This window comes from Brevibacillus sp. JB24b, assembly GCF_051713385.1.
GTDB classification, from domain to species: domain Bacteria; phylum Bacillota; class Bacilli; order Brevibacillales; family Brevibacillaceae; genus Brevibacillus_B; species Brevibacillus_B laterosporus.
In genome coordinates this window covers 882,538-902,170 of the sequence record NZ_JBNVQV010000001.1, presented here as the reverse complement: position 1 = coordinate 902,170, position 19,633 = coordinate 882,538, and the positions used below count along the sequence as shown (strand labels likewise).

General features: G+C 38.6%; 13 protein-coding genes. 2 read left to right on the top strand and 11 right to left on the bottom strand.

Features of this window, described 5'->3' with window-relative positions:
• Nucleotides 1-68 precede the first annotated feature (68 nt).
• Complete coding sequence (locus ACQV1I_RS04865) at nucleotides 69-1,001, top strand: DMT family transporter (protein ID WP_116333264.1); 933 nt, start codon at nucleotides 69-71, stop codon at nucleotides 999-1,001.
• A gap of 209 nt (nucleotides 1,002-1,210) precedes the next feature.
• Here ACQV1I_RS04865 and ACQV1I_RS04860 read toward each other — a convergent pair whose 3' ends face one another.
• The gene (locus ACQV1I_RS04860) at nucleotides 1,211-1,336 is read right to left on the bottom strand and encodes a hypothetical protein (protein WP_018671527.1); all 126 of its coding nucleotides are present in this window, start codon (nucleotides 1,334-1,336) and stop codon (nucleotides 1,211-1,213) included.
• A gap of 190 nt (nucleotides 1,337-1,526) precedes the next feature.
• Here ACQV1I_RS04860 and ACQV1I_RS04855 point away from each other — a divergent pair, with 190 nt between their 5' ends.
• Nucleotides 1,527-2,048, top strand: coding sequence for a type 1 glutamine amidotransferase domain-containing protein (locus tag ACQV1I_RS04855; RefSeq protein ID WP_094700694.1), 522 nt, complete (start codon nucleotides 1,527-1,529; stop codon nucleotides 2,046-2,048).
• Between the two features lie 144 nt (nucleotides 2,049-2,192).
• Here the strand turns inward: ACQV1I_RS04855 and ACQV1I_RS04850 are convergent, their stop codons facing one another.
• The 10 genes from ACQV1I_RS04850 to ACQV1I_RS04805 form a co-directional block, all read right to left on the bottom strand.
• Nucleotides 2,193-3,830 carry a putative polysaccharide biosynthesis protein gene (locus ACQV1I_RS04850; protein WP_116332924.1) on the bottom strand — a complete coding sequence of 546 codons (1,638 nt, stop codon included), beginning with the start codon at nucleotides 3,828-3,830 and terminating at the stop codon, nucleotides 2,193-2,195.
• A gap of 114 nt (nucleotides 3,831-3,944) precedes the next feature.
• Nucleotides 3,945-5,315 carry a YjiH family protein gene (locus tag ACQV1I_RS04845; RefSeq protein ID WP_116332923.1) on the bottom strand — a complete coding sequence of 457 codons (1,371 nt, stop codon included), beginning with the start codon at nucleotides 5,313-5,315 and terminating at the stop codon, nucleotides 3,945-3,947.
• Between the two features lie 100 nt (nucleotides 5,316-5,415).
• Nucleotides 5,416-6,225, bottom strand: a complete 810-nt coding sequence (locus tag ACQV1I_RS04840) for an alpha/beta fold hydrolase (RefSeq protein WP_116332921.1) — start codon at nucleotides 6,223-6,225, stop codon at nucleotides 5,416-5,418.
• Nucleotides 6,226-6,405: 180 nt separating this feature from the next.
• Nucleotides 6,406-8,100, bottom strand: a complete 1,695-nt coding sequence (locus tag ACQV1I_RS04835; protein ID WP_094700697.1) for a M4 family metallopeptidase — start codon at nucleotides 8,098-8,100, stop codon at nucleotides 6,406-6,408.
• 295 nt (nucleotides 8,101-8,395) lie between these two features.
• Nucleotides 8,396-10,249, bottom strand: a complete 1,854-nt coding sequence (locus tag ACQV1I_RS04830) for a bifunctional metallophosphatase/5'-nucleotidase (RefSeq protein ID WP_116332919.1) — start codon at nucleotides 10,247-10,249, stop codon at nucleotides 8,396-8,398.
• Nucleotides 10,250-10,357: 108 nt separating this feature from the next.
• Nucleotides 10,358-10,717, bottom strand: coding sequence for a hypothetical protein (locus ACQV1I_RS04825; protein ID WP_094700699.1), 360 nt, complete (start codon nucleotides 10,715-10,717; stop codon nucleotides 10,358-10,360).
• Nucleotides 10,718-10,908: 191 nt separating this feature from the next.
• Entirely contained in the window at nucleotides 10,909-11,628 is a 720-nt protein-coding gene (locus ACQV1I_RS04820; RefSeq protein WP_116332917.1) for a hypothetical protein, read from the bottom strand.
• A gap of 253 nt (nucleotides 11,629-11,881) precedes the next feature.
• Nucleotides 11,882-13,717: a putative bifunctional diguanylate cyclase/phosphodiesterase gene (locus tag ACQV1I_RS04815; protein WP_236645673.1), complete on the bottom strand. Its 1,836-nt coding sequence runs from the start codon at nucleotides 13,715-13,717 to the stop codon at nucleotides 11,882-11,884.
• Nucleotides 13,718-13,938: 221 nt separating this feature from the next.
• The gene (locus ACQV1I_RS04810; RefSeq protein WP_116332915.1) at nucleotides 13,939-15,369 is read right to left on the bottom strand and encodes a copper amine oxidase; all 1,431 of its coding nucleotides are present in this window, start codon (nucleotides 15,367-15,369) and stop codon (nucleotides 13,939-13,941) included.
• Nucleotides 15,370-15,615: 246 nt separating this feature from the next.
• On the bottom strand, nucleotides 15,616-19,212 hold the full coding sequence (locus ACQV1I_RS04805) for a CheR family methyltransferase (RefSeq protein ID WP_116332913.1): 3,597 nt from the start codon (nucleotides 19,210-19,212) through the stop codon (nucleotides 15,616-15,618).
• Between the last annotated feature and the right edge of the window lie 421 nt (nucleotides 19,213-19,633).

Genomic DNA, 19,633 nt, shown 5'->3' with positions numbered 1-19,633 from the left:
ATATTTGTAGTTTTTTGGTTTTTTTGTAAAAAGGAGGTTTTTATTTGAAAGCAGTAGCTAGGAATCGAATGAAGGGAATGATCATGGTAGTTACAGGTGCTGGTTTATGGGGGATATCAGGTACCGTTGCTCAACAGCTTTTCCAACAAGTAAACATTTCTACAGAGTGGCTAGTTACGGTCCGACTATTGATTTCAGGCATGATCTTGTTGCTTCTGTCATCATGTAGTTCAAATAGATATCAAATATTTGGGATTTGGAAGAACAAAAAAGAATCAATAAAAATTCTTCTGTTCGGGGTATTAGGCATGTTAGGAGTTCAGTACACATATTTTGCCTCGATTAACGAAGGAAATGCTGCTGTAGCAACTTTATTACAGTACTTAGCACCTATTTTTATTACTTTCTATCTTATTATAAAATGTAAAAATATTCCAACCAAAAAAGATGCTGTTTCTATTTTGTTAGCCTTATTAGGAACCTTTTTATTACTTACAAATGGATCAACAGATAATTTAACAGTATCGAAGCCAGCAATCATATGGGGCATTTTATCTGGTTTATCTTTGGCGTTCTATACACTTTATTCAAAGGGCTTATTGGAAAAATGGGCCTCCTCTATAGTGGTTGGCTGGGGCATGATTATCGGGGGAATTGGATTAACCATCTTACACTTTATCTCCACAAAAAGATTCGTATTGCTAGCTCGTATTGAGAATGTAACATTAGAAGCCTTTTTATTAATTGGATTCGTTGTTATTTTTGGTACATTAATTGCTTTTTATCTCTATCTTGAAAGTATTAGATATATTACTCCAAAAGAAACAAGTTTGCTAGGTTGTACAGAGCCACTGGCAGCTATTATTACGTCCGTCCTGTTTTTACATGTACCGTTTGGATTTTTCCAATCTGTAGGAACTCTATCTGTTCTCATCATGGTTTTCTTGTTAAGCCAAAAACCATCTCTATCAGAAAAACAATCTAATATAATTGATAGCTAAAAAACCTACCTCTATATGAAAAAGGTTTCATCAAACTCCACGTCATTTCCAGTTATTTTATAAATATAAATAGCACATCTTCTCGTTATACCCAAGAACATGTGCTGTTCGAATTTAAAAGACCATTAGATTAGTAACTGATCGCATTTTATTCGAACATAGACAAATAAAATGGTTCTGTGAAAAGAGTGTTGGCTGTTGGTTGTTGGTTATTGTTGATGTTTCTTTTTCTGTTTTTCTCTTTTCTGGTCACTCGTTATGATAAAAAATGCTCCTACTACAAAAATCACAGTTCCAAGTAAAATCACATCCACAATAAATTCCGTGTAAAGCATCTTTTCATCCTTTCTTTTGTCACATGCTGAGGCTTTCCTTATCCAGATTTATACGACTTGTTTAAAAAGATTAGAACGATGATTTATCTTTGAAATCACGTAAGGCAAGAGCACATTAAAACGAGTCTCATCGACCAGAAACGGTTACAATAGGAAAGGTAATGATGTAGGAAATACAAGGAGGGCAATCATGCGCTTACAGGGTAAACAAGTAGTTTGTTATGTGGAAGATGAATTTGAAGACTTGGAACTATGGTATCCAGTTTATCGATTGCGTGAAGAAGGGGCTACTGTTCATTTGGTAGGACCAGAAGCGAATAAAACATATATGGGTAAATACGGTGTTCCTTGCACCTCCGATAAATCAATCTCCGAGGTGAAGGCATCAGACTATGATGCTGTACTTGTGCCAGGAGGATGGGCACCAGATAAATTGCGTCGTTATCCAGAAATTATTTCCTTCATCCAACAGATGGATCAGGCCAAAAAGCCAATTGGTCACATTTGCCATGCGGGATGGGTACTAATCTCGGCCAAAATTCTAAAAAGTGTAACTACGACTTCTACACCAGGGATTAAGGATGATATTGAAAATGCCGGAGCGATTTGGGTTGATGAAGAGGTAGTTGTAGATGGACACATCGTAGGCTCGCGTCGACCACCCGACCTACCTGCCTATGCTAAAGCATTTGCTGATCTACTAGCAAAATAGAAGGTAGTTCAAGCGGAAATAGGATCTAACTCCTATCTTCGCCTTTTTGAGTTATTGTTGGAAGCTACATCTCTACTGTCACAAAAAAACCAGCAAGGAATTGGTCTTTGCTGGTTTTTTATTTATCTAGTTTTTAGCTATTTACTACTTTTTCTCTAGCAATCTCATCTTCTGCAATAAAGCCAAAATCTTACCTGACTTGGGTAGGAATTGAATATCGTCTCTAGTAACCCCGCCAAACTTTATCAGTGAAATTCCATACACAAGAACTCCTAATCCTACAGAAGCAAGAGAGACAATGGTATATAACAGACGTCCCTTCCCAATTGCAGCAGGTAATACCGCCATCAGTCCAAATGCAACAACAGCTACAATGATCCCCATCATCACTACAGCCAGCACCGAGCGACCATATTTCTGTTTGTCCTGCTGAGTCACCTGTGTTAGTCGTCCAATGGCTCGTAGGTTTAAAACCGTTGATACAAGGTAAGCAAGCACTGTGCCGATCGCTGCACCTGCAATGCCAAGAAGAGGCAATAAAATCAAGTTCGCTACAAATTTTACAAGTACCCCAATTAATAAATACTTAGGTGGCAGGTTCACTTTCCCCATCCCTTGCAAGATACCTGAGGATACTATACCAAGTGTTGAGAAAAGAATAGCGAAAGCATTGATGGCAAGTGCAAGCGTTCCATTTTCGTCTCCAAATAACATGATATTAATTGGTTTTGCTAAGATAGCCAATCCTATTGTAGCAGCCGCTCCCAAGAGGAAGGTCAACCGAATCGCTGTTTGTGTACGATAGTGAATAAGATCATCTTGTTTTCGGACAATGGCTTCACTTATTGATGGTACAATGGCAAGCGATAGAGATGTAGCAAAGAATGTTCCAAACTGCAATAAAGGCTGAGAACGGTCAAAAGCACCTTTTAATAAGATGGCCGCCTCGTTATTTATTCCTTTGTACACCAGCATATTAATTATGGTAAAGCTATCGGCAAGTGGTATTAACGGCAACACCAGTGAAGCTAAACAGATCGGAATCGCATACGTGATAATCCGTTTAAAAACCGCTCCATCTGATAAGCTTACCGCCTGTTCTCCCGCTTGATTTGGCAGAGCAATTAATTCTCGTTTTTGTTTTCGATAGAAATAGCCTAATACCAACAGAGCAATAATGGCTCCTGGGGTTGCTGCAAACACGGCAATCGTACCAGCAAAATAAGGATCACCATAGAGCTTCATCACAAAATAAGCTCCCACAATGATAATAATTACCCGGAAGAATTGCTCTGTCACCTGTGATACAGCCGTCGGAAGCATGTTTTGATGACCTTGGAAATATCCGCGTGTGTTGGCTATTAGTGGTACCAGTACTAGTGAGACTGAAATAGCTCGAAGCGGATTGGTCAAATTAGGGTCGCCGATCAAATTCGCAATCATTGGTGCAGTAATAAAGGTTAGTAAAAAGAAAACAACCCCTAATATTCCCAAAGTAAGCGATGAAATTCGAAAGATTTGTTGTACACCCTTGCTATCTCCCACTGCATGACGATCTGCAATCATTTTGGAGATAGCTAGAGGGAACCCAGCTGTAGCCAAGGCAATTAAGGTGGTGTAGAGCGGATACACGGTACCGTACACATGCATACCGATATCTCCTGTAATGTTTTGATAAGGAATTTTATAAGCTGCACCTAGGACCTTAGAAATTAATCCTGCAATCGCCAGGATAGCTGCTGCTTTTATAAAATGATTGGCTCCTTTAGCCGTATTGTTCATATGCTTTATCCTTTCTATCTAAATAGCAAGTCTATTTGGTATTATATCAAATTCTTAACAAGGAGCAGTAAAAAAGCGATGATTCTTATGGAACCATCGCTAACTTATCATAATTTAAAACAACAAATGTGCTATACCAGCTATAATTGGTAATGTAATTAAGGTCCGTAATAGAAAAATCAGTAGAAGATCTTTGATTGTAACAGGCAATCTGGAGCCTAATAACAGGCCACCTACTTCAGACATATAGATTAGCTGAGTAACTGAAATACAAGCAACGACAAATCTAGTCAACTCACTCTGAATCCCGCTGGCAAGTACAGTTGGCAAGAACATATCAGCAAAACCAGCAACTAATGTTTGCGAAGCCGCTTGTGCTTCAGGTATTTGTAATAACTCTAGCAAAGGAGTAAACGGCAAGCCTAGCCAAGCAAAAATAGGAGTTTGATCCGCAATGATCAGCGCAACGGTTCCGACTGCCATAATGATTGGCGTAACACCAAGCCACAGATCCAATACATTGTGTGAGCCTTCTCGCAGAAAAGCAAACATGCTTTTATTTTGCCCCGCTCTCGCCACCGCTAGTTTCAATCCTTTTTTTACTAACGATTGTTCGTTTTCTCCATCCTCCTGATGTGGAATTACACCTTCATGGTACGTATCTGCTTTACGTGATAATGGCGGTATACGCGGCATAATAATAGCCGAAATCAGCCCTGCAAAAGTAACAGTCAGATAAAACGGAACAAACATATGCGAAAGATTTACTTGGGACAGCACAACAAAGCAAAACGTAATAGATACAGCCGAAAATGTCGTACTAATAACCGCAGCCTCACGCTTCGTGTAAAACCCCTGCTCGTATTGCTTGCTAGTAAGCAATACGCCGATCGTCCCGTCCCCAAGCCAAGATGTAATGCAATTGACAGAGGATCGCCCCGGCAATTTGAATAAAGGACGCATTACTTTTATACATAACGTACCGCAAAATTCTAATAGCCCAAAATTCATTAAAAGAGGCATGAATAGACCAGCGAATAAAAAAACGGTAAATAGTAACGGCAATAAATTGTATAAAAGCATACCACCAGTACTTTCAGACCAAATCCATTCTGGGCCTATTTGGAACAATGTGCAAATAGCCAGAAGCATTCCAACCACCCGCATTACCAGCCAAAAAGGCGAAACCCGGCATAAGGTCGTCCAGAAAGAGGTTTTGGTAGTCAGAGCCGCTGGGCGAAATAGCTTGGCCCACAAACTCAATAGAGCTGTAATACTAATAAAGATTGTTACGAGCTGCGGTAGAATATTAGCGAATTGCTCCTGCAACAATCGGGACAATAATGCTATTGGAATAGTAACTTGCCCACCCATAGAAACCGGGGTAATAAATAATAACACCCCGATGATAGATGGGATCAGAAAACTCATAAGCTGCTTAGATGTAGCTATATGAAAATAGTTGTCTTTTTTAACTGTCTGCATAAGTCTCCTCAGAAGTTTGTCATATTACATACAAACAAATAATTATTCAACGATATACATTTTAATACATTCGTTCTCTCTACTCAACCTATAAAAAATGTTAGGACTCTAAAAAAGATAAAAATCTGTGTTGAAAAAGAGCTAATTCCTCATAAAATACCCCATGCCCACTCTGCTCAAACGGAAACAATTGCGATCCGTATATTCCCTGATGCATCACCAAAGCAAATTCAAATGGGCATACCATATCATGTTTTCCATGAAAAATTCCCGTAGGTACATGTATCTGAGCTAAGTCGGAACGTAAATCCTCATCTCGCAACGACATTGCTGTCATGGCTGTAGCATGGTTAGAAGCTGCCATACCAAGCCCCCAAAACCATAAACGAAGCTCTTCACTAACAGGAAGGTGGAAAAAGATATTTCCAAAGTCACGCATCATAGCTGGTCGGTCTGTGTACGTCTTATGGATTAATCCATCTACTTGCCGTTTGGTCATTCCATACGGATAATCCTTTCGTTGAACAAACGATGGAGCTGCTGCTGCTAACAAAGCCAGTTTTCCCACCTGGTATCCTTTATGTCGGGCCATATATCGAATGGAAATAGCTCCTCCCATCGAATGTCCGACCAACGTAACATTTTCCAAACAAAGCGTCTCAATTATGACGTGAATGTCGTCTGCTAGTCGATCGTAACAGTATCCTTGCCAAGGACGATCCGAATCACCAAATCCGCGCAAATCTACTCCGACACAACGGTATCCATAGCTTGGCAACCAAGTGGTCTGATATTCATACATCTGATGATTCACTGGCCATCCGTGAATAAACACCACTGTTTTATCGCCCTCTGGATACAAATCCTCCACGTAGATGTGCACACCCTCTTCTACCTCTATGAAAGCCATCCCGTTCCCTCCCTTTTATTCCGTCATTTATTTGTATGTCTAGTGTAAAGAGTTAAGAAGAAGGTCAACTTTATCCTCTCTAAAACTTTTCATGTAGCTCGACAGATTCAAAAAACCTCGACCGCAATAATTTGGTCGAGGTTTTTTGAATCTGTCGTTTCAGAGGAAGAAAATAATAGCTTAGTTGATACCAACCGCTTTGTAAGCATCTTTTACTGCTTCTACTTCAGCGGAATCAGCACCGAACAAATCTGTTGCTGCGTTGATTGCTGCCTGACGCATTTGAGCAAAGGTAGAAGTTGAAGTTAGATAAACAGTTAATGCACGATAGTAAATTTTTTCAGTTGCTTCACGTCCTACTCCTTCAACGGTAACTCCATAATGCGTTCCACCTTCAGAAATAAGGTAGGCTGCTTTATTATTGATACCGCTGTTGGTGTGAACGCCACCATTATCTCCAGTGCCTGTATATTTTTTGCTCAAATGATCAGGATGGTTATATTTAGCTGGGTCAGATAGCGAGCGTAAAGCATCCCCAGGGATATCAGGAGTGAAAATATCTTCACCGATTTCCCAATCATCACGGTCTACCATTGCACCAAAAATGTCAGAAATAGATTCATTCAATGCACCCGACTCATTTCTGTAAATCAAACCTGCTGTTCTTTCTGTTACAGCATGAGTTAATTCATGAGCGATTACATCAAGTCCACCAGATAGGCTGATGAATCTTTTGCCATCTCCATCGCCATACACCATCTCAGAGCCATCCCAGAAGGCATTGTTATAGTTCGTAGAATAATGAACGATAGAATTTAGTTTGGCACCAGCATTATCAAAGCTATCACGATTAAACGTACTTTTATAATAGTCGTACACTTTACCCGCATAAGCATGAGCATCAACTGCCGCTGGATCGTTAAAAGTGTTATTTGTACTTGTTACTGGGTACATATAGGAGGTACCATTACGCGCAGTATATGTTTCTACCCCTTTACCACGGGTAGTGTCTTTCAAAGAATAGGTCCCATTCGCATATGTGGTTTGGAATGTTTTTGTATCTCCTAAAACTCCTTTACCTGTACCTAAGGCATTTGGATCCTCTGAACCAGCTTCATCTGCTTGTCCATCCAAGGAACGAGCATCCGCAGTGGAATCTACTGCTTCTCCTACTTTGATATTAGACTTATGCGCCTTTGTAACATGCTCCATGATGTTATATTTGTCTAATACTTTTCCATTTTGAGCATCAATTGCGTAGAACCAACGACCTGGTTCTGGTTCAAGGAAGGTTACTTCTGTTACATAGGCCAACGAAACTTTATTCTCTTGAGGATAAATAAATAGATCTGCCTCTGGTTCAACGCTAAACTCCTCTACTTCTCCTACTTCTTTCTTCAAATCTTTTTTAATAGCTTTAATCGCATCTTTTTCTTTTAATTTGGGTGTTGTTTTTACTTTTTCCAAAGATTCTGTAGGAACTACTTGTCCAAAAAAGGACGTTACATCCCCATCTTCATTTAGATGCACAGTCTGATCTGAACCGTACACTGGAACTCCTTTATATACTTCACGTAGACGATAATGAGTTGTGTCTGTCTCTTTATCCTCTATTTCGTTTAGCAACTCAAACTGATTCTCTACCTTGCCTTGTACTTTAAGGACATCACTCTTGTCGGATAAATACTTCCATACAATCTCTTGTTTTTTGACTTTCTTAGGTGCTTTCCATGTCTCACTCATGTACGAAGGAGTTTCCCAGTCACTGTTATACATGACATCACTCTTTGCGAATGCTGGAAGTCCACCTCCCAATAAGCTAGACCCTAACAAAACAGTAGCAATAATACTAGATGAGACCTGATGTTTTTTCAAAATAATTCCTCCATTCCCAATAAAGTTTTTTGAATACATTCCCATTTTTAAATATTTCGAAAATATTGTCAACTTATTTTTTTACATTTTTCATCATTTTTTTATTTTGTTCTTTATATACAGACATAAAGTAACACTATAAATAATAATCCATAAATGTGATGAACAATTCAAGAATAGCCAAACCTAGTCACATTGGATAAAAATAACTATTACTGGACTCATGAGCAACAAAAAAGCAACTCTCCAGTCTCATGACCAGAAAGTTGCCCGTTTTATTATCTATTCACTTTACTTATTTTACTTCTACGACGCGACCTTCAACTTTAGGTGCAATCACCTTGCGCTCTTTAAATGCATCTTCCATGATGCTGTAAAGAGTGAGGCCGGTATCAAACGCTGGTTTTTTCAGTGTTGAGTATCCGTCGCCACCAGTCGCAATGAAGTCGTTCGTTGCGATGCGATATGTTTTCTTCAGATCGATTGGTTTACCTGCTACCTTAACTTCCACAAGGCGCTGGCCTGCAGGTTTTGTCGGATTGTAGGAGAAGGACATGCCACTGATGTGCGGGAATCGACCTGCACCTTTCTCTACTTCACTTACACCTACTTCCAATGCTTTAACGATCTCATCCCCAGTTGCCTCGATGGTTACGAGGGTGTTCGGGAATGGTAGCAACGTATACAAATCTTTCTTAGTGATATCACCCGCTGGCAATTGAGTACGGATTCCACCGCCATTTGTAATGGCAATATCCGCTTCATGTCCTTTGATGGATTGCGTTTTTTCACGCATAACATCCGCAATTAAGTTACCGATATTTGTTTCTTTTTTACGAACTAATTCACGGTCACCATCAAGCGGTACTTCAGCTTTTGCGATTACTACTTTCATAGCGTCATCTACTTTATTTACTACTTCTTTTACCAGTTTTTCTACTTCTGGATCAGCTTTTACATTTTTATCATATTCAACTAAACCACCGCTGAAGCCTACGAGCTTGTTCTTGTAGTAGAAAAGATCAGCACGACCTAGTGATTTACCATATTCCCAGTCCTGAACGATGTACGTATTATTTACTTTTTCAGGTTGTTGTAATGGTGTATGGGAATGACCACCTACAATAAGGTCAATACCATCAACCGCTTTTGCTACTTCACGGTCAACATCAACACCAATGTGAGAAACGACTACAACATGATCTACTTCTTTCTTCAACTCAGGTACCATTTTCTTAGCCATTTCTACTGGCGATTTAAAAGTTAAACCCTTTACATTGTCAGGATGCGTCAGGATTGGCGTATCTTCAGCTACAAAGCCGAGGAAAGCAAACTTTTTACCATTAATTTCTGTTTTGTATACCGGAACTAGAAGATTAGTACCATCCTCTTTGATTACATTCGCATTAATGACTGGGTATTTCAATTGATCACGCAATTTCAACAGTTGCTCATACCCAAAGTCAAATTCATGGTTACCTGCTGCCATCGTATTATAATTTAAGTAGTTAAGGATCGGAAGAATAGACTCACCTTTAAACTGGTTTACAAATACTGTTCCTTGGAACGTATCTCCAGCATCTAACAATAAGAAGTTTTTGTTTTCTTCACGCCATTCTTTGATTAGGGTAGACATTTTGGCATAACCAAATTCTTTACCGCTCTCATTTTCATCGATATGACCATGTACGTCATTTGTATGTGCGATCGTTATATGAGTCGTGATAGCATTACCTAGTGCTTGTAAGAAATCACCACGAGTTAGCGTAGCTTTTTTGTCTACTTTCAAGTCATAGCCTAGTTTTTTGGCAATTGCGATCGCTTTGTCAGAAGAAACATTCACTACTGGTGTTTTTACTTCTGCTGCTGTTAGTGCACCTTGTTTTTCCAACCATTGCAATGTAGGGGTAGCCCAATGTGCTTTACCTTGTGCTGCACCCAAGGTAACACCTTTCACTTTTACCATTGTTGCTGCTACTTCCGCCAATGTAATATTTCTTTCCAAGGACAAATCAGAGATAATGTTTTGTTCTTTCATCCAGTTTGCATGTGTAACTGGTTGAAGAGGTGCTGCAAATGCGCTTGTTGCAAATAAAGAAGAAGCAAGCAAGCCTGTTAAGAGGGAATATCCAGTAATACTCTTTTTCATGTATTGAGTCTCCTCTCAAAAATAGATATAATGTCGTAGCTATTATACCAAGTTTTTTGGGATTCCCCCATCTTTTTGTCGCAAAATTGGTAATGTAAGCGAATATATTTAAAGTTTTTCCGTACGTTTATGTAAAGACTCAATCATATCTTCCATTTTTTCTTGAATCTGTCTTTTTATTCGTACGAAAGGAATTCTCATTAAACGATTTTCTCCCTTATGCTTCCATAGTACAAATGTCTCCCCATGATCCTCCTCGATGGCAAGCATTCTTACATCTATTTTTCGTAAGTCTTTCGCGGCTGCCTTCTCCATCGCATACGCTACTTCGCAAAGGAAGGTGAGCAATTGCCCATATGCTTTACCAAGTTTTAAGGAAGAATTGATTAATAGCTCTGTATCCCTTTTTAAATGTTTTCCTGCCTCTTTCCAAATGACATAAGCAAAAACTTGTTCTTGAATTTCCATTTATTATCACCTATCATAATATAAGATCATACGTTCTTATATTATGAAGGATAGAGGTATTTTCATGCAACAAAAAACCAATACAATCGATATCCACAAGGCTCAATTGTATTGGTCATATATCCACTATTTTACTCCATCTTATTACGGTTGATGCTTTGAGACTTACCCCCAGCTATGATTGTTGTCGATTATTCTTTTACCATAATCGTTTTCAGCATAGCCAAGAGTTGTGGGAGAATAACAGCATTCTCCTTTTCTCTAGGAGCAAATAACGTAAACCTGAACCACCTGTTATCTATTTTTGTGACGATAATTTCCTTATGATCGTTTTTCGTATCTACACCGAGATGAAGAGCTGTGTTTTGCAAGAAAGGATCTGTTTCCTGCTCTTTTTTCAGGTCCTGTACATTTCCTAAATCACTTAATTCAACTTCCATTAGCTTCTTTTGAGCAGTTAGATCTATTTTATCTGGCATTTGCTCAATACGGACAGCGTAGCGGTCATTCTTCTCAGAAAAGAGCATATCTTTCCCCGGCTCTTCACCTGTGGCTTTAAAGTCAGGTAAATAATAAAGATAATACCCTAAGTGGCTTTCAAAGAGCTGTCCCTGCTCACTTACTTGCTTTCCATCAATCGTGTAAGTCAATTCCTTTGTTTGAGCTGGCGGTTGTCCCTTACTACTAGCTGGATTGCTAGAATTTTGATTTGTAGATGGTTGAAGTGTCTTACTTGACTGATCGTTGCTTTTGTTTTCTTCCGAGACAGTAGCTGTAATACTTGAATTGACTATCTGATCTGTTTTTTCAGAGTCAGGAGTGGCTTGAACACCATTACCGCATCCAGCCAACAATATTCCAATGATAGGTAAGACGATCATTCGTTTTGTCAATCGTTCATGGTTTAACATATTACACTCCCCCTTGTTCGGAAATCATTTGTTTGTCTATTGATAAACTAGACAAAATGGTTTCGTTCACATCAAAAGCTGTACATCCTCTCTTCTACTATATGAATCAAGGGGATAGAGTATTCATAGTTTTGAGAAAAAGTTGAGAGAATAGGGATAAATATCTTCTCTTCCTTATAAAAGAAAAGACCGAACAATTAGTCTATTGCTCAGTCTTTACCCTTTTTCAGCTATTTTGAAAATAAAGGGGGCTTTATCTTTCATTCATTCTATTTAAAAGCACCAGGTTTTGACGTAGTAATGCTTTGACTTTGTCAGAAGAAACAGGCTCTTGAAACAGGTATCCCTGATATTCATCACAGCGATGTTTGCTTAAATAATCTAATTCTTCCTGAGTTTCTACTCCTTTTGCCAATATTGTCCAATCTAACTTTTGAGCTAATGCAATCACAGATAATACAACAGCCTGATTTTTATCCTCATACGGTAACTCATAGATAAACCGGCGATCGATATTAATTCGATCAATTGGCAATTCGATAAGGTGACGTAAACTGTGCAAATCACTGCCAAATTGCTCAAGACTTACTTGTACGCCTAGCTCTTTTAACTGGTAGACAAGCTCATATCCTCGCTTGTTATTTAATAGCATATTTTCAGTAAGCTCGAGCTCCAGATATTCTGCCTGTAGACCCGTCTCTTTTAAAATTGTAGCTACCATATCAATAAAATTATGTTTCCAAATTTGACGATTCGCAAGATTAATTGAAATTCGTACTGGAGGATATCCCTGTTGTTTCCATTCTACTGCCTGTATGCAAGCAGTACGTAATACCCATTCACCGATAGGTATAATAAGGCCTGTTTGTTCTGCTAATGGTAGAAATTCATCTGGTAAAATAAGGCCCTTAAAAGGATGTTCCCAACGTATCAAGGCCTCCATGGCTACAATTCGTTGTGTCTCTAAAGAGACCTTTGGTTGATAATATAACCGTAATTCGCGATTTTCCAACGCTCGTTGTAATTCGCTTTCTACATGTAGCCGTTCAAAATCTATATCATTCATTATGGGAGAAAAAAGTTTATAATGGCTGCCATTTCGGCTTTTTGCGTGGAACATTGCAGTATCAGCTTGTTTAATAAGAGCTTGTACATCCTGCCCATCATCTGGGTAAAGAGCAATTCCAATACTCGCTGTTACATGCACTTTATGCCCTTTAATCAAACAAGGCTGTTCAATGGCTTGAATAATTTTATCTGAGATAAGGTAAAGCTCATCTTGCATAATGCTAGGTAGTAATAAAATAAATTCATCTCCGTTTAACCTCGATACGGTATCGCATTCACGTACACACGCTTTTAAACGGTTAGCAATCGTGATAAGTGCCAAATCACCAAGTTGGTGACCTAGGGAATGATTAATTCCTTGAAGGCTATCTATATCTAAAAATAGTACAGCTAGTTTATCTATTTGTTCTGGATTACTCATCGTTTGCAGTGCTTCTTGAAATCTCACTTCTAGCAAACGTCGATTAGGTAAGTCGGTTAGGGCATCGTAATATGCCATATGGTAAAGCTGCTCCTCCACATTCTTTTGATCAGTATAATCACGTATCATTAGAAGACCACCTAAGACGCGTTTTCGCCTGATCAACGGCAGAAATGTTACATTGACGTGTAAGGAACGATGGCTCTTTTTAACTAATGTAACATTAGCATTCAGGGTTTCACCTTGGAACATTCGATGTAAATGCTTTCGTATAGCTGGTACTTCTTCTTGGCCTACATAGTCCATAAATGCTATGCTTGAACTTCCTGCTTCTGTAGAATCTTCATGCTCTATCAGTTTTCTCCAGGCAGGATTTACTTCTAAAATCTCTCTATTTGTGTTAAGAAGTAGGCAAGCATCACTATTTGTTTCCCAAAACGTTTGGCTACGATTCGCTTTTTTCCAAATAGTTCTTTTCTCGATGTCTAATTTCCCCTGTTTGCGTAACAGTCCGGCGGTCCCCACAATGAGTAGGGTTACCCCCATCCCGACAAGAAAAGAGAGGATGAGCGAATTCATCATTTCTGAAACGTCGTTCATTGCAACTTCTCCTTCTGTCGTAACCTTCATTTTTTCTCCATCCATCCTGCTTTCCACAATACCCCATCTTGTCTCAATATAAAAGGGTCGGAGTGACTATGATTTAAAAATGTTAATAGGCTTTTCCCCTTCTTTGTTACTAGTACCGTTCTATCTGGTTTAAGCATAAAAAAGCCTGAAGCAATGCCCCAGGTTGTCAAGCTCTTCCGTTTTTTCTAAACCTACCTTTTCCAGGCAATCTGTATCCAGCTCGGTAGGTAACTTCCGTAATAACCACTGGAAAGTGTTACACCTTTAAGAAGCTCATGCTCTTTACCCGTACTTAAATCTTTTACAAATAACGAACCAGTAGTAGGAGTTTGTAAGCGAACATATGCTACTTGACGACCTGTTGGTGCCAAAGAATAAGAACTGTCCGCTGTTGCTGATGAGCCAGTGGTGATAGGTTTTGCTTGATCTGTCTGATTTAGCTGCCAGATACGTTGACCCGGCACTAAGGGATGATTTTCCATTTCGGTTGGCCACGGAGCTTCCTGTCCACGTAAAAATAGAAGTGGAGCATCTTCTTTTGAACCAAAAGTGGGCAAGGAATCCACTTTATCCGTTTGACCTTTGTTATATACCTGTTTATTTAGCACCTCCCATATTCTTAAATTTTTTCCATAGGTGGCCATGCGATCTCCCCCATTTATAAAGGCAAGTCGAGTACTATCCTTGGACCAGGTCAGCCACTCTGGATAAGCTAACCCCACACCTATTTGGAAAATTTTTTGTGAGTGAATTTGTAACACTTTAATGGGTACTCCATCTGCTGATATCGAACCGGAATTAGGTTTTTCGAAATAGGCAAGATAGGCCCCATTTGGCGACCATACTAGTCCGGTAGCATCACGAGCATAGATTCCTTCAGTAATAGTAGAGGTCATTTGGCGGTATAGCGTTCGTGAGGTACTATCTAAGAAAACTTGATTAATATGCAAATTTTCAGTTTGAGTTTGTGGGAAAGATACTGCAAGACTTTTTCCGTCTGGATACCATGAGTAATCAGATACTTCATTTACCTCATTCTGTTGAAAAATAGTCTGTATCCTCTCTATGCCATTTGGAGTAATTCGAACGACTATGCCTTGTTCTCGTGAACCTTCTCTTGTCTGATAAACCAGCATATTTTCTGTAGGTGACCATTTGGGAGTACCCTTAATTTCTCTTGAGTCTACTTGATATTTCTTGCTCCCATCCGCCTTCGATATCCATAAATACCACGGACCTGAGTAGCTTTTTCTATCAGGACTACGTAGATAGGCAATCCACTCTTTGTTAGCTGACCAATCTATAATCTGAACCTTGCCATCTGTCGCTATAGGTATCAGCTGACTATCTTGCTTGGATGCATCCCATAACAAGACCGTTTGTTCATTCTGCATAGCCACATAGAAAGGAAAGGTTTGTTTAGACACTCTAGTTGGAATTTCTACACTAGATGTCTGTTGATCGAGTACTTGCTTTCTTACAGATTCGTTTGTTTGCTTGTCTACGAATGTACTTGATTGAAATCCGCTTGCTTCTGTAGTAATTCCTCCCATGCTAACACCAGCCAGTAGTAAGCAGCCTATAAGTAGCAAAACTCCTGAATATCTCCCTTTTTTCTGCATGTTCTTTCTCCTTTCGTGATTTTTATCCAAACTCATTCTTTCTCATTTATACCATTATTTTACTTCGCCTCACAATTTATTATCCTACATTCAAGTCCCTTATTTTTCAACTAACATTTTCCACACCTTTTTCGAATACTCCCTACCCCAACCACTAATTATCGAGGAGATATAAAAACATCCTGAATGTAATCACCCCCCTTTTTTTCGGGATGTCACGAAAAAAAGGAGGTTACACTGAACTTTTTATATGGAAACAGTTGGCAAAATAATCCGGACTGTCGTTCCCTTACCTAGCTCGCTTTCAATCTGTATTTCACCATTATGGTTTTCAATAATTTTGTAGCTAACCATTAATCCCAATCCCGTTCCTTTTTCTTTAGTGGTAAAGAATGGCTCACCTACTCTTGCTAATTTATCCTGAGGAATTCCCTTGCCTTGATCTGTAATCTCTATAGCAATTTTTCCTCCTGCCTTTTTACGAACATGTACGTCAACACTGCCACCAGCCGGCATAGATTCGATGGCATTTTTCAGCACGTTAATCAATACTTGTTTTAGTTGATTTTCCACACAATGAATCTTAGGTAAAGGCGTTGGAATTACTGGGATCATATTTACTTGGTTCATTAATGCATGAGTTTCGATTAGCATTAATACATCATTGAGAATAATTCCAATATCCTCTGTCTGGAAGCTAAGGGCATGTGGTTTAGATAATAACAGTAATTCTGTAATAATTAACTCAATACGATCAAACTCGCCCATCATAATCTGAAAATACTTCTCGTTTCCCTGCCCATCTGCCATCATTAACTGTATGAATCCCTTTAATGCTGTTAATGGATTTCGTATCTCATGAGCAATTCCCGCAGCTAGTTGACCAACAGCAGATAACATTTCAGATTTACGCAACATCTCTTCTGCTTTTTTCTGTTGGGTAATATCCTCTCCAATTTTAAGGAAATGAATGGTTTCCCCTTCCTCATTTTTAATTGGTAAGAATGCCGTTCGTTCCCAAAAGGCCTCATCGTTTTTGCGTTTGCTTTGCAATTCACCATACCAATTCCTCCCCTTGGCTAGGGTTTGAATTATTTCCTCTTGAATATTCCATTCATAATCCTCGTGATCTTCAATAAGATTAAGCTTTTGACCGATCACTTCTTCTCCTGTGTAGCCTGTCTTTTCTGTAAAAGAAGGATTTATATACTGAATTTTACCGTCAAGACCTGTAATGATAATGCTATTGGGTATTTGATGAATAGCGTATGAAAGTTTCTGTAGCTCTTTGTTTGCCATTTTCAGTTCCGTAATATCTACAAACGTAATGACTACACCCTTAATAAAATTATCCTGTGTCCGATAGGGCAAAATCTCCATGCTATACCATTGTCCATTCAGGCTTTGAATTTCTTTTTCCAACGGCATTATGCTATGTAAGACGTGCTCTGCATCTTCTACCAAATTGTTATATTTCAATTGATGGGTAATATGACTAATCGGACGATTAATATCCATATCCATTAGATTAATAAGGGTGGTTACCGCTGGTGTAAATCGGCGTACGCACATATCTCTGTCCAAAAATATCGTCCCGATTTTCGTGCTTAACAGGAAATTATCTATGTCATTATTTAAGTCTAGTAATTCTTGGATTTTTGCTTGATGTTCAGCATTGACTGTAATTAATTCTTCGTTAATAGATTGGAGTTCTTCGTTAGTGGATTGGAGTTCCTCATTTGCAGCAATTAATTCTTCATTAGTAGATTGTAGTTCTTCATTCGAGGTTTCTAGTTCTTCGATGGTTGCATGTAGACTTTCCTGCGCAGATTGTAATTCTTGCTCCAGCTCACGGATTCGTTGTGTTGTCGTATTTTGGGCATTAAAATTTTGCTGCGTATCTTCTGGGTGTATGACAGGTTTTGCTTCATCCCTAAATGTAATCATCATATATTGCCCGCTATATTTATGTGGAGCAAAATTGGTAATGCTAAGTGTTATTAGCTCAGAGACGTCATCCTCCCCCTTTACTTTGACATTGGTAAAAGTAATCTCTTTATTTTCCTTCCTGACTTTATGCATAGCCGATCCAATGACTACTGATAGGGTTGGAGAAACTAACTTAAAAATATTGAGTGTAATTTTGCCACGTGGTAAGGTTAGATACTTATTGACAGAACCTGAAGTATGAACAATGTCATAGTTTCGGTCGACAATAACACATGCTGGTAAATACTCCTCTATGATTGTTGCATATATATCGTCCATCTTACTGGTTCCAGAAATCATTTCTCTTTCCCCTATTTTCACCGGGTTGGTCTGGAGGATTGGACGTCCACTTTCTTTATCAATACGTATAGAATGGTTGGGAGTGATCTGATTCGATTTCCGAATGGTGAAAACATTCCATTTGCGATTGAGTGGAACATACAAATTCGCTAGCTTACCTATACTCTCACTTGGTCCTAAAAATAAATATCCCTTGGGATGCAAAGAAAAATGAAACAAGCTCAGTACCCTTTTCTGCACGTCTGGTTGAAAATATATCATCATGTTTCGGCATGTGATAAAATCCATATTGACAAACGGTGGATCTTTTATGATATTATGTGGGGCAAAAACGATCATTCTACGGATATTTTTAATAATTTGATATACATCACCCTGTTTCTTAAAATACTTATCTAACAAATCTTTGGAAATATCCTTTTCAATTGATGCTGGGTAAATACCCTGAGCAGCATAGTTTATGACTTCTTTATCTAAATCGGTAGCAAAAATTCGCACATCAAGTGTGATTTCTTTTTTACATAAATATTCATCAAACAGCATAGCAAGAGAATAGGCTTCTTCTCCTGTGGAACATCCGGCTACCCAAATACGCACATGTTGTTCACCATTTGCTTGTTTATTTTCGATAATATTTGGTATTACATTTGTTTTTACAATGTGAAACGCTTCTTGATCTCGAAAAAAATGGGTGACATTAATAAGCATATCTTTTTGTAGAGCTCCTTGCTCCTCTTGTGTTTCCTCTAAAAACTGAAGGTACTCTTCCAAAGATTCCTTGTTATTTATTTTCATTCGTCGTTCAATTCTCCGGATGATACCATCACGTTTATATCCAGTAAAATCTATTCCGTTGTACCTTGTAAGTAGGGTGAGTATTTCTGTTACCTGATCTTCCGCTTTATTTTGTACCTCTTCCATTTCACCAAGCACATAGCGTTTTACATAATGTACTAAAAGCTCTCCTAGTTGAAATGGCGCACAAATAAAATCTACTACTCCCGTAGATAGGGCGCTTCTTGGCATCCCATCAAACTTGGCCGAATCGCAATCCTGTGCCATAACCATTCCTCCATATGCATGGATGGCCTTTATTCCATTGGACCCATCTGTCCCTGTTCCCGAGAGAATAATGGCGATAGCACGTTGTTTTTTCTCAGTAGCCAAGGATGCCAAAAATGCATCTATAGGTAAATGGATCCCTGATACTTCAGGATACGTAGTTAAAGAAAAATGACCATTAATGAGTTGTATATATCTCTTAGGTGGATGTAAATAGATTGAGTCGGGCTCAATTTGCATGCCGTCAGTCACTTGCTTTATCCTAAGTGATGTGTGTTTTTCCAACAGTTCAGCCATAAAGCTTTTATAATGTGGTGATAAATGTTGGACAATAACAAATGCCATGTTTGTCGTCTCTGGTACATGCTCAAAAAATTCCTGTAACGCTTCTAATCCCCCAGCAGATGCACCAATCCCTACTACTACAATTTCTTCCGTATTCTGCTTGTTCGTTTCATTTCTTTGGATAGAATCTTCTTCTCGATTGGACATCTAGAATCACCTTTCCTTGCAATAATACTGTGACAAACGTTTTCCATCGGCTACTTCCTAATGAGAAGGAAAACGTAGTCGAGCCTAAAAACGAGGGAGACACTTCCAAAGTTTTTTATAAAAATTACCAAAAAGCACTACTACAAGTTTAGCAGAACATCTAAAAACATAATATATTGTTTTCAAATTCTGGAATACGTAATACCCTTCCCGTCTGCAAATTGGAATGAGAAGGTTTTTAAAAAATAGCAATGAATTTTTGTATATGAAATCTATTGACTGTAACCAAATATTACCATATACTACATAAACAAACACTAATTTACTTTATATTTGTAATGTTTGTTATATATTATCTAAGAAAGGAGATTTACCCACAAAAAAGTAGAAAAGTAAACTATCATTTCATACTGCTATTCAA